This window comes from Okeania sp. KiyG1 (assembly GCF_014132355.1).
Lineage (GTDB): Bacteria > Cyanobacteriota > Cyanobacteriia > Cyanobacteriales > Microcoleaceae > Okeania.
In genome coordinates this window covers 1-12,031 of the sequence record NZ_BLZO01000007.1, presented here as the reverse complement: position 1 = coordinate 12,031, position 12,031 = coordinate 1, and the positions used below count along the sequence as shown (strand labels likewise).

13 protein-coding genes are annotated in these 12,031 nt (G+C 36.3%); 8 read left to right on the top strand and 5 right to left on the bottom strand.

What is annotated here, in order from left to right; all coding sequences use genetic code 11:
- The first annotated feature begins 255 nt into the window (after window positions 1-255).
- Both SAGCYANO_RS00590 and SAGCYANO_RS00580 read left to right on the top strand, forming a co-directional pair.
- On the top strand, window positions 256-423 hold the full coding sequence (locus SAGCYANO_RS00590; RefSeq protein WP_202218317.1) for a hypothetical protein: 168 nt from the start codon (window positions 256-258) through the stop codon (window positions 421-423).
- A 191-nt stretch (window positions 424-614) separates the two neighbouring features.
- Window positions 615-782, top strand: coding sequence for a hypothetical protein (locus SAGCYANO_RS00580; RefSeq protein WP_202218316.1), 168 nt, complete (start codon window positions 615-617; stop codon window positions 780-782).
- Window positions 783-1,425: 643 nt separating this feature from the next.
- Here SAGCYANO_RS00580 and SAGCYANO_RS00570 read toward each other — a convergent pair.
- The gene (locus SAGCYANO_RS00570; protein WP_202218312.1) at window positions 1,426-2,859 is read right to left on the bottom strand and encodes a circularly permuted type 2 ATP-grasp protein; all 1,434 of its coding nucleotides are present in this window, start codon (window positions 2,857-2,859) and stop codon (window positions 1,426-1,428) included.
- A 328-nt stretch (window positions 2,860-3,187) separates the two neighbouring features.
- Here SAGCYANO_RS00570 and SAGCYANO_RS00565 point away from each other — a divergent pair, with 328 nt between their 5' ends.
- The 6 genes from SAGCYANO_RS00565 to SAGCYANO_RS00540 all read left to right on the top strand — a co-directional run bounded on the left by SAGCYANO_RS00565 (window position 3,188) and on the right by SAGCYANO_RS00540 (window position 7,105).
- Entirely contained in the window at window positions 3,188-3,736 is a 549-nt protein-coding gene (locus SAGCYANO_RS00565; RefSeq protein ID WP_202218311.1) for a zinc ribbon domain-containing protein, read from the top strand.
- Between the two features lie 453 nt (window positions 3,737-4,189).
- Window positions 4,190-4,456 (top strand): transcriptional regulator, encoded by a 267-nt coding sequence (locus tag SAGCYANO_RS00560; RefSeq protein ID WP_202218310.1) that lies wholly within the window; start codon window positions 4,190-4,192, stop codon window positions 4,454-4,456.
- Window positions 4,428-4,550 carry a hypothetical protein gene (locus SAGCYANO_RS47220; protein ID WP_255502432.1) on the top strand — a complete coding sequence of 41 codons (123 nt, stop codon included), beginning with the start codon at window positions 4,428-4,430 and terminating at the stop codon, window positions 4,548-4,550. The genes SAGCYANO_RS00560 and SAGCYANO_RS47220 overlap by 29 nt, the downstream gene beginning before the upstream one ends.
- A 356-nt stretch (window positions 4,551-4,906) precedes the next feature.
- Window positions 4,907-5,836 (top strand): flagellar assembly protein H, encoded by a 930-nt coding sequence (locus SAGCYANO_RS00555; RefSeq protein ID WP_202218309.1) that lies wholly within the window; start codon window positions 4,907-4,909, stop codon window positions 5,834-5,836.
- A 31-nt stretch (window positions 5,837-5,867) separates the two neighbouring features.
- Window positions 5,868-6,170, top strand: a complete 303-nt coding sequence (locus SAGCYANO_RS00550) for a hypothetical protein (protein ID WP_202218308.1) — start codon at window positions 5,868-5,870, stop codon at window positions 6,168-6,170.
- Between the two features lie 398 nt (window positions 6,171-6,568).
- Window positions 6,569-7,105, top strand: a complete 537-nt coding sequence (locus tag SAGCYANO_RS00540; protein WP_202218306.1) for a Uma2 family endonuclease — start codon at window positions 6,569-6,571, stop codon at window positions 7,103-7,105.
- Window positions 7,106-7,154: 49 nt separating this feature from the next.
- Here the strand turns inward: SAGCYANO_RS00540 and SAGCYANO_RS00535 are convergent, their stop codons facing one another.
- The 4 genes from SAGCYANO_RS00535 to SAGCYANO_RS47215 all read right to left on the bottom strand — a co-directional run bounded on the left by SAGCYANO_RS00535 (window position 7,155) and on the right by SAGCYANO_RS47215 (window position 11,858).
- Window positions 7,155-7,691 carry a type II CAAX prenyl endopeptidase Rce1 family protein gene (locus SAGCYANO_RS00535; RefSeq protein ID WP_202218305.1) on the bottom strand — a complete coding sequence of 179 codons (537 nt, stop codon included), beginning with the start codon at window positions 7,689-7,691 and terminating at the stop codon, window positions 7,155-7,157.
- A gap of 161 nt (window positions 7,692-7,852) precedes the next feature.
- Window positions 7,853-10,675 (bottom strand): HEAT repeat domain-containing protein, encoded by a 2,823-nt coding sequence (locus SAGCYANO_RS00530; RefSeq protein WP_202218304.1) that lies wholly within the window; start codon window positions 10,673-10,675, stop codon window positions 7,853-7,855.
- 155 nt (window positions 10,676-10,830) lie between these two features.
- The gene (locus tag SAGCYANO_RS00525; protein ID WP_202218303.1) at window positions 10,831-11,337 is read right to left on the bottom strand and encodes a hypothetical protein; all 507 of its coding nucleotides are present in this window, start codon (window positions 11,335-11,337) and stop codon (window positions 10,831-10,833) included.
- A 383-nt stretch (window positions 11,338-11,720) separates the two neighbouring features.
- On the bottom strand, window positions 11,721-11,858 hold the full coding sequence (locus tag SAGCYANO_RS47215) for a type II toxin-antitoxin system RelE/ParE family toxin (RefSeq protein ID WP_305081026.1): 138 nt from the start codon (window positions 11,856-11,858) through the stop codon (window positions 11,721-11,723).
- Window positions 11,859-12,031: the final 173 nt, after the last annotated feature.

Below are 12,031 nucleotides of genomic sequence, written 5' to 3'. Positions count from 1 at the left end.
AGGCAGAAGGAAGGAGGAAGAAGGCAGAAGGAAGAAGGAAAAATTAATTAATCAATACCCATAAATAAACCTTTGAGTTGCTATCTTAATTTTCCTGATTTTAGACATTTTGTACAAGTAAAATTTTCTGTTAATGCCAGAAAGAAGAAAGAAGAAAGAAGAAGGAAGAAGGAAGAAGGAAGAAGGCAGAAGGAAGGAGGAAGAAGGCAGAAGGAAGAAGGAGAAATTAATTAATCAATACCCATAAATAAACCTTTGAGTTGCTATCTTAATTTTCCTGATTTTAGACATTTTGTACAAGTAAAATTTTCTGTTAATGCCAGAAAGAAGAAGGAAGAAGGAAGAAGGAAGAAGGCAGAAGGAAGGAGGAAGGAGGAAGAAGGCAGAAGGAAGAAGGAAAAATTAATTAATCAATACCCATAAATAAACCTTTGAGTTGCTATCTTAATTTTCCTGATTTTAGACATTTTGTACAAGTAAAATTTTCTGTTAATGCCAGAAAGAAGAAGGAAGAAGGAAGAAGGAAGAAGGAAGAAGGCAGAAGGAAGGAGGAAGGAGGAAGAAGGCAGAAGGAAGAAGGAAAAATTAATTAATCAATACCCATAAATAAACCTTTGAGTTGCTATCTTAATTTTCCTGATTTTAGACATTTTGTACAAGTAAAATTTTCTGTTAATGCCAGAAAGAAGAAAGAAGAAGGAAGAAGGCAGAAGGAAGAAGGCAGAAGGAAGGAGGAAGAAGGCAGAAGGAAGAAGGAAAAATTAATTAATCAATACCCATAAATAAACCTTTGAGTTGCTATCTTAATTTTCCTGATTTTAGACATTTTTCACAAGTAAAATTTTCTGTTAATGCCAGAAGGAAGAAAGAAGAAGGAAGAAGGCAGAAGGAAGGAGGAAGAAGGCAGAAGGAAGAAGGAAAAATTAATTAATCAATACCCATAAATAAACCTTTGAGTTGCTATCTTAATTTTCCTGATTTTAGACATTTTTCACAAGTAAAATTTTCTGTTAATGCCAGAAGGAATAAGGAAGAGGGAAAATTAATTAATCAAAAACCAGAAATAAATCTTTGAATGGCAATCTTAATTTTTCCTGATTTTAGACATTTTTCACAAGTAAAATTTTCTGTTAATGCCAGAAGAAAGAGGAAAAATTAATTAATCAAGACTCATAAATAAACCTTTGATTTGCCATCTTAATTTTCCTGATTTTAGACATTTTTCACAAGTAAAATTTTCTGTGAAAAATCTCTCTATTAAATAATGTGCAAAAATACTTTTTTACTATATATTCCCTGTTGCCTGTTGCTTGTTGCCTCTCTTGGTCAGCATTCCCTTGTGTCTGACGCCGACGCGGGGTCTGACCGCTGTTGCCTAAAATAGATAAATTTTTAGCTTTATTCAAAATTGATATACACCCAAATTTATTCTGATAAAACCCAAGTATCTTTACTACCTCCACCTTGGGAAGAATTAACTACTAAAGAACCTTTTTTCATTGCCACTCTAGTCAAACCACCAGGATGAACATAAATTTCTTTACCATATAAAATATAGGGTCGTAAATCAACATGACAACCTTCAAATTTATTATCTATTATAGTTGGAACTCTAGATAAAGATAGAGTTGGTTGAGCAATATAATTCCGGGGATTAGCTTTAATTTTTTCTGCAAATTCTGCTCTTTCCTCCGAAGTTGATTGAGTTCCTACTAACATCCCATAACCACCAGCTTCATTTGCAGATTTCACCACAAGTTTATCCAGGTTTACTAACACATGGTCTAACTGTGTTTTTTCCCAACATAAATAAGTAGGAACATTAGGTAAAATTTCCTCCTCATCAAGATAATAACGAATCATTTCCGGCACATAAGCATAAATAACTTTATCATCCGCTACACCAGTTCCCAAAGCATTAGCAAGGGCAACATGACCATTACGGTAAACTTCCATTAATCCTGGAATTCCTAACAAAGATTCAGAATTAAAAGCTAAAGGATCGATAAAATTATCATCCATACGTCTGTAAATAACATCAACTTGCTGCAAACCCTTAGTAGTTCGCATCTTTACATACCCATCTACAACCACTAAATCTCTACCTTCAACCAATTCAACTCCCATTTGTCTAGCTAAAAATGAATGTTCAAAATAGGCCGAATTATAAACACCAGGAGTCAAAACCACAACAGTAGGATTTGATAAATAAGAAGGTGCTAAATTTAGTAGAGTTTCTAATAAATAACCAGGGTAATTATCAACAGGTCGAACTCCTAAAGTCGCAAAAATTTGGGGAAATGTACTTTTCATTACCCGTCGATTTTCTAATACATAAGATACACCAGAAGGGCAACGTAAATTATCTTCCAATACATACCACTGACCGTCTTTATCCCTAACTAAATCGGTCCCTGTAATATGACACCAAATTCCTGAAGGTGGTTTTAATCCTATACAAGGTTTGAGAAACCCAAAAGCAGAATTAATTAACTCTCTAGGAATAATCCCATCTTGAAGAATTTTCTGTTCTCCATAGATATCTGCAATAAATAAATTTAGAGCATGAATTCTTTGCTTCAAACCTGTCTCTAAAAAATTCCATTCAGACACTGAAATTATACGGGGTACAACATCAAAAGGAAAAATACGTTCTGTACCTTGACTATCACCATAAACATTAAAAGTTGCTCCAAGTTTCACCATAGCGACCTGTGCAGCTTTTTGTCGCATCAATAGTTCACCTACAGAAAGAGAATTAATTCTTTCTATCAATAATTGAGCTTCTGGACGAGGTTGATTTTTACTGATGAAAAGTTCATCGTAAAATTTCCCCGGTGTATAAGAATCAAATTGCACTATTTTTATTTATAATTTATCAACTACTTGATGATGATTAAACTTTGATTATAAGCATTTAGCAGTCAGCAGTCAGCTATCAGCTTTTAAAGAAGAAAAAAGCAATTTTATCAAATCTTCAGAGTACGAATTTATGATTAAGAGTATAGTAGAAGTTAAACGAATGCTTGCTTCATTCATTAAAAAGCTGATAGCTGCGCATTTAGCAGGAAATGCCTACCTTATAATTATTATATTAAATAAGTGTAAAATTTACATAAAAGAGTAACAATTATTATCAATAAAATTGTTATAATAGATACAATTAACTAACGATCGACTAAAAATTATGGCTTACAAATGCAATCTTAGTAATGGCCAGCAAGTTTATATTGAAAATCAGGGAATGCAAACTGTGGTAACTCTTTCCAGTGGTGGTCCTGGTCAACAACAACAGGCAAGTACAGGGTTTCAAACAGGTAAATGGACTGTAGTACCCACTCTGTTTAAAACTGCTAGTGGAGTCATTTTGCGGATAGAGTCGGAACAGGGACAATCTTTTGTTCAGTTGCAGGCAGGTGGAATAAGTACCATAGGTGGGACGCCTAATTTGAGTGATGCCGAAGTCTTATCGCTTCAACAAGTAGAGGCAACACCCAGCACAAGTATGCCACCGATGGAACCGATGAAACCAATGGAACCGATGAAACCGATGGAACCTATGAAAATGGGTGATATGGAAATGAAGATGAACCCAATGCAGATGCGGATGGGTAATATGTCGATGGAAATGGGGTCAAGTTCTTCTGCAACTTCTGGGAAGCGTTTTTGTCCCCAATGTGGTGCTCCTGTACAAACAAGCGATCGCTTTTGTTCTAGTTGTGGTTATAAGTTGTAATTTTAGTCTTGAAATTTTATTTAGGCGTGTAGTTGCTTTAAACTCGCCTACAAACAGATACTTTTTTATAACTAATTATCTGAATATGAGATTACCTAGTATTACACTAAGCGCAATGGATATTTGCTATAAAGAATAGACAATTTTGATAATAATTGCTTTTGTCAAAACTTATTTATCTAATTGAGCAAGAAAATCAATTATTATTACTTTTTTTCTTGCTTCTTTCTTTTCTAAAATACTTTTCATTAATTGATAATTTATAATGGATAATTGATAATTATCTCTGGTTAAAACCGTTACGGAATTGAATATAAGGAAATATTATTTTTCCCTTAAAAGGGGAGACTTTAAACCAAAATAATTTAATTATTAATTATTAATTATTAATTATTCGGTAATATTCTTTTTTATCAAATTATATAGAGTTAAAAATAATTAGGAAAATAGACAATGAAAATTGATATTGATATAATGACTCGCTATTTACATAGAATGCGAAATCAACCAGGATGGGCTTCTCTAAATGAAGTTGCGACATCTATGAATATGGATAGAGCTACATCTAGACGCTACACGAAAACAGCAGAAGAATGGGAATTAATTGAGCGTCAACAGTTAGAAAATCAGCCTACTCAAATTCAAGCAACTAAGAAATTAATCAAATTAGAACCTGGAGAAGTCAGAAAAATTGTACAGGCAAATTGCCAAGATTTTTAGTTTTATGGAAGAAGGAAGAAGGAAGAGGGAAGAAGGAAGAAGAAAGAAGGTGTTTAGTTATCTGGGAGAGAAGGAAAAATCTGGTTTTGTATGAGTTTTATAGAGGTTTTTAATATAGATAGACTACTTCTGTAGAACAGTGATAATTAGGTTCTTAGTTGGACTTTAGTCCTAGTATTTTCGTCATTGCGACCCATAGGGAAGTAATCTCAAATTCTAGTTTTTCCTACCTCATGGGTAAGTCCTGATTCTTACTTTTGACTTTTGACTTTTGACTTTTGAATTCTATTTTTGTGAGGTACACCTATAGCGGGCAAGATGCCCGCACTGGGAACATTTAATTGTTAATCTCTGTACTTCACCTGCTGTAACTTTTGACTTTCTTTAATTCTTACTTTTGACTTTTGACTTTTGACTTTTGAATTATTAATTTGAATTCCATGAAACGGTATGACAAGATTTATCCATGACCAATTTGCTAAAGATTATTTAGAAGAATTATTATCCCAACTAGGAGAATGTCAAGTTCCTCTAGAAATTCGCAGTGAAGTTAGACAAGTAGATGTGTTTTTTGCACCATCAACTCAACCAAAAATTTCTCCAGAAGCATTAGGGTTATTAGGAAAGTTAGCTACAACAATTTGTTTATTTGAACCCTTTAGAAATCCTGTAACAATTGATGAAATTCGGAGTTGTTTACTTAAATTATTAGAGGTAAATACAGATTTTATCCGTCGAGCAAATCGGGAAAATACTCGCCTCAATGAAAATAATTATCCGAAATTATGGATATTAACACCTACAGCATCAAAGACAATATTAGAGGGTTTTGGAGCTAAAAGTGATGATAATAATTGGGGTCCAGGAATTTATTTATTACCGGAATATTTCAGAACAGGATTAGTAGTAATTCATCAATTACCAAAGACATTAGACACTCTATGGTTAAGAATTTTGGGCAGAGATAGAGTACAACAACAGGCGATTGACGAATTAGAAGCATTGCCACCAGATAATCAATTTCGGGTAAATGCTTTGTTGTCATTATCATCTTTGCGTAGTAACTTAGAAGTAAGTTCAGAATTAGAAGTACAAGATAGGGAGTTAATTATGCGCTTATCACCACTATTATTAGAACAATTAGAAACTGCTACTCAGTTAGGAAGAGAAGAAGGAAAACAAGAAGGTATAGAACAAGGAATACAACAAGCTAACCGAATGGTTATCGAAAATTTGTTGAGATTAAGGTTTAATTCTTTAGATGAAGAACTCAGAGGAATTATTCAACCAATGTCGTCATTATCTCCAGAGGAATTTCTTCCTTTACTTTTACAATTATCACGGGAGGAATTATTGGCAAGATTTAATAGTGAGAATTAATTCAGTTAAATGCTTTTTATTATTATAATTTGTGCGTAGTAACTTAGAAGTAAGTTCAGAATTAGAAGTACAAGATAGGGAGTTAATTATGCACTTATCACCACGTTTATTAGAGCGTTTGTCACCACGTTTATTAGAGCAATTGGAAGCTGCTAAACGAATGGAGCGTACTGCAGCTATCGAAAGTGTTTTGAAATTTAGGTTTAATTCTTTAGATGACGAACTTAGAGAAATTATTCAACCAATGTTGTCATTATCTCCAGAGGAATTTACTCCTTTACTTTTACAATTATCACGGGAGGAATTATTGGCAAGATTTAATAGTGAGAATTAATACAATTATTTAGTTGGGAAAATTTCTAGGGATAAAATTATTTTTACTGAATGTTTACCTTTCGCTCCAGGAAAAAACTGTATTTAATCTTTGCCGATCGCTCTTGATAAAAAGTTTGATAAAAAGAGGTAATCAGGACTTACGCAGAACCACCACATCTAGTAGGGGCGAACGGCCGTTCGCCCCTACAAATGGTGTATAATCTCCTTTTTTGCGTAAGTCCTGGTAATATTATTATGCTAGAACAAGTGCTGAATTTAGCTAAACAACTTCCTGTTTCTGAACAAATTAGTTTAATTGAAAAAATGACTGTTTCTCCTAGTCGTATATTTTAGGTAAACCTATCTTAATTTCTATTCCCTATTCCCTATTCCCTATTCCCTAAAAAAAATAAACTTATGCAATTATCAACTACTACTAATTCCTTAGACGCTTTTCTCCAACAACCCAACATCGAAACTTCTCCTGCTTGGGAATTTATCCGTGGACAACCACAACAAAAACCGATGCCAACCCTGTTTCATTCCCGCCTCCAGCGCAACCTCGTCAATACTATTAACAACAAAACCGAAGCTTATGAAGCTATTCAAGAACTCCGCTGCATTATTCCTCCCTTATCTCCTGTACCAGATATTGTGGTTGTCAAAAGCGATCGCCTTGGGAATCAAGATGGCCCACTGCAAGGTTCACCGGACTGGATAATTGAAATTCGTTCCCCGGATCAAAGCACATTAGATTTACAGAACAAGATTCTGCACTGTTTGGGTAACGGGACTCAAATTGCTTGGTTAATTGATATTCAGCGACAGCAAATCTGGGTTTGGGAGAATCAAGAACTACCACTGGTGTTTGCTGGAACTGATGTACTGCCTACTCTTGACAATATCTCAGATTTGACAGTGGAAAAAGTAATGGCTATGACTCAACAACGATAAAGCTAGACAGTGGCTAGATGTGGATTTTGCCACAGATATACGGATGATGTCAAAACTTACTTCCATACAACTTTTCTTTACCACCTAAGCAATATTGCCAAATCACAACTACTGCCCAATGAATAATTACTACAACCCACAAACAACCAGTTAATTGATAAGCTACTGTACATACTAATCCTAAAATTCCTGTCAATGTCAAAAAAATGGGTTTCATAAAAGTTGGGTTTCCCTGGGGATAGAAAGTTAGAGCATTTATTGGATGATAAATAATGAATAAAAATAAACTTAACGCTGCCCAAAAACACCACATAATAGTTGAAATTTTCTCGGTGGGATGAGGCAATAACAAAACTCTAAATATCGACTCTTCTATTAGAGATGGCATAAAAAATATGGCTACCAACCCCTGAAATAATTCTTTGAGATTACGAAAGCTTTGACTAACTCGTAAAAATCTAGAATTAAAGCCTAATGGTAAGGCGATCGCTCCATAAATTAACAATGTTATTCCTACCACTAACCAATCTTGACTATTCATGGGTCGAGAAGCAAATATTAGACGCTCAATTAAGGTGGAAATCATAGAATTTGTAGGTTTGGTTGAGGTAACGAAACCCAACTCCAAGGATTTTGTGGATTGGGTTTCACTTTGTTCTACAAGGGCCTACTTTAAGGGGATTAGAAAGACTACGACTAATCCTAACAGAAAGCATAACTACCAAAAAAACAATGAGGTTTTTTCAATCAAGATCTAGGATGCCAAGCTCGATAAAATTCTGGGTAGGGGAGAGTTTGGGCACATTTCCAGATTACTTTATAGCATTCCTTGGAGCGATCGCTGTTATTTAAGTTGGCTATGGCTGATAAGCAGCCTTTTAGGGATGTGACGACTGCCACCATCTGCTCTTCTGCTAAAGTTTTCCCTAAGCTTTCTGCTACTTGCCTGCGAGTCAAATTATCAGAAGCAGACTTTAACAAATGCACCAAAGCATCAATCACTTTCTGATTACCTATGCCTATTTTCCCTAAACTATATAATGCTTGCCTGGGAGTGAAATAATCAGAAGCAGACTTTAACAAATGCAGCAAAGCATCAATCGCTTTCTGATTACCTATGGCAATTTTCCCTAAGCTTTCTGCTGCTTGGCTGCGACTCAAATAATCAGAAGTAGACCCTAACAAATGCAGCAAAGCATCAATCGCTTTCTGATTACCTATGGCAATTTTTCCTAAGCTTTCTGCTGCTTGGCTGCGAGTGTCATCATCAGAAGTAGACTCTAACAAATGCACCAAAGAATCAATCGCATTCTGATTGCCTATGCCAATTTTCTCTAAGCTATATGCTGCTTGCCTGCCAGTGACAGAATCAGAAGTAGACCTAAACAAATGCACTAAAACATTAATCGCATTCTGATTGCCAGGGTCAATTTTCTCTAAGCTATATGCTGCTTGCCTGCGAGTGACAGAATCAGAAGTAGACCTCAAAAAATGCTCCAAAGCATTAATCGCATTCTGATTGCCTATGCCAATTTTCCCTAAGCCTTCTGCTGCTCGCCCGCGAGTGTAATCATCAGAAGTAGACCTAAACAAATGCACTAAAACATTAATCGCATTCTGATTGCCCATACCAATGTTCCCTAAGCCTTCTGCTGCTTTCCCACGAGTGTAATCATCAGAAGTAGACTCTAACAAATGCACCAAAGCATTAATCGCATTCTGATTGCCTATACCAATGTTCCCTAAGCCTTCTGCTGCTTGCCAGCGAATATAATCACGAGAAGTAGACTCTAACAAATGCACCAAAGCATTAATCACATTTTTATTGCCAGGGTCAATTTTCAGTAAGTTTTCTGCTGCTTCCAGGCGAATATTATCATCAGAAGCAGACTCTAACAAATGCACCAAAGCATTAATCGCATTTTCATTACCAGGGTGAATTTTCAGTAAGTTTTCTGCTGCTTGCCTGCGAATCTTATCATCAGAAGTAGACCTCAATAATTCCACCAAAGCATTGATAGTATTTTTCCTTGGAGTCTTTAGTAAAACAGCCTGAGCTTCTGTTTCTATTGCACTAAAACCGTTGCCCCAATCAGTGACTTTTTTCACTATTTTATCAGTTTGGCTACAGCGAAATTCAGCAATTCCAGCAACAGCAAGAAAATAAGCCCGGTATCCATAAAAACTCCTATCTATTTTTCTTTGAAACAAAAAGTTGCCACACCCATCCTGAAATTCAGTTAATTCTTGAATAAATCCCTCTTTCTCTTCCTCCTCCACATCCTCTCGCCCCAACCACAACAAAATCACCTGCTTCCACTGTGGCTCAAAAATACGATAACGTTTCCCCTCCACAGGTTTATTCTTATGTTCGCGAGGCAAGAAAAAATCCCAATCATCGATCGCCAGAGCAGCAAAATATTCCTCAAACGTCGCATGAAAAAAAGCATACACCTTTTTCGTCGGAGACTCTGCTGCCACCCCCACATTATTCAGCCAGCCAATTTGCAACGCCAGATAAAACAGAGAATTTTCATCATTAGCATCCCCCAACCTCTTCTCAATAAAATCCTGGCTCAACCGAAAACGACCTCTACTAGAGTCAATATCATCCTTCGCCAACCTACCCAATGCCAGATTTAACTCCCGTCGCTTGCTTTTCTCAATTGGAAAGCGATCGGACTTCCACAGATAAAACTGCTCCACAAACTGACCATACAATTCCGCCTTTGTCTCCGGCAAACTTTCCTCATATAATTGCCAACTCCGACATAACAGCGCCAACCGCAGAGGATTTTGCACCAAATCTCTGACTTGTGCTTTTTCATCTTTCCTCAACTCGTCCTTCAGTCTATCTGCTTTATCTTTTTTCGGCTTTACTTGCTCTTTTTTTTCCAAAAACAAGATAAAGCCTTCTCCTCTTACAAAAGAAGACTGGGGTGGATCGAACCAATTATCAATAAATTGATCCACCTGCTGAGGATAATCAAAATCCAACAACCGAAAAGTCTCAAATTCAGACAAAGCATTCACATCTGCCTGCCAAACATTCAGACGACAAGTCAACACCACCCGCGCTTTACCCACCCACCCCGAAAGTTGACGAGAAATATTTTGCAAAGTCTGAATGCCAGAAGTAGCAATTTCATCTACCCCATCCAACAACAACCACACTCGCCCCCGTTCAAATTGTTCCGTAAAATTCTCCCCCACTTTCTGACGCTTATCTGGAGAAAAAGGCAGCCAAGAATTCAACAAATAATCCTCAAAATTCCGCAAATTCCCACCTTGAGTCAAATCTGCCAAAGAAACCCACACGGGCAAACCCAACTTCTGCTCTAATATCCAACTCGCAATAGTTTGCAGCAGAGTAGTTTTTCCCGCCCCCGGTTCCCCAATTAAAGAAATTCTTTGACCTTGACTTTTACCTTGTTTTTGCTGTAAAATCTCTTTTAAGAAAGTATTGTGGGTAAATCTGTGCTTTTCTTCATATTGGGGTTCATAAAGTTTCGTTCCCTGTTCGGGAGATAACCCATCTTGTTGCCTTTTCTCTGACTTTTTCCGTTCCACCAGTGCCAGGGGAACATAAATTTGTTCTCGGTGTTTTTTGCCTCCTCATCATCGTGAAATAGGGAATTACTGGTTAGTTGATTATTCAGCATTTCCCGACAAATATCTTGCCATTCCTTGAGAGTCTTTTCTCTGCCCTGTTCAGGCAAAGTCAGTCAAATAGTAGTTCGTTTGTCAATCTTACGTTTGTCAATTTTACCAATTGTGTCAGCAACTATCCCATCTTTTTCTGTCTTTATTTTATTCTCACTTTTTCCAACCACCATCCCACCTTTTTCCGCCTTAACTTCTTTTGCTACTATGTTGGCATTCTTTTCATCTTCCGACTCCAGAGACTTTAACGCTTCTCTAATTTCTTCCACAACCTCAGTCAACTTTGGATGAGGATTTTCTTCTACTGCCGCTGCCAACTCCTGTATTGTCCGAGCAACATCAGGATTTTCTGCTGCCTCCTGCATTTCCAAAACTGCCTGACCATAATCCAAAGGTTGCTCCGAAAATTGTTCAATAGCAGTTACAGTATCGGGAGATTCTTGTTTCAGATATTTCATCAACTTAGCACTTTTATCCCAAACCACCTGCCCAATATTTTCTCCAGTTTTTTCCAAAGCTTTTGTCCCCAATACAGCAGCTAGCGCCATTACAATAGTAATAGGTTCCATAATTTTCAGCCTCCTAAAATTGGATTCAGATTAAGTTAATTATTAGATAATATTCTAAACTATTCCAATGTAGGTTGGGTAGAACGAAGTGTTAGCGGAGCTTATCCGTAGGATAAACCCAACAAAGTTTTATTATTATATTATGTCCGGATAATTAGTAATAAAAACACTTCTTTCTCCTGGTACATTACTTACTCTCCTGGGAGGAGTTAGGAGTGGGTTGACTCCTCCTTAATTATTTATAAATTTTCAACCGGACATGATATTAGACATCTCCAGATTTGATTTTTGGAGAGGTATATTGTTGGGTTTCGTTCCTCAACCCAACCTACTAGATTCTGTTAATTGCTTCACTTTTGAAGAAAGCGATCGATCTAGAAAAGCTAAGGAAAATATCTGTAAATTTCTTTTCGGTGAAGTATCCTAACGAAAAAGACTATACCATCATTAACCTTAATACCCAATCGATAATCTCCTACTCTAATCCGATAGTATTCTTCCTCACCTTTTAACTTTTTTATATTTCTAATTTTCGTTAGAGGATATCTGAAAAGTTATTTAATACTGAATTTTGCCCCCTAGCCCCCAATTCTGGGGGAAAAAGAATCTATTAGCTGGTAAAAGTCCCCCAAAATTGGGGGATTTAGGGAGCTTTTTCTAAACTCAACATTCATAGCTTTCTCTTGAAAATTTT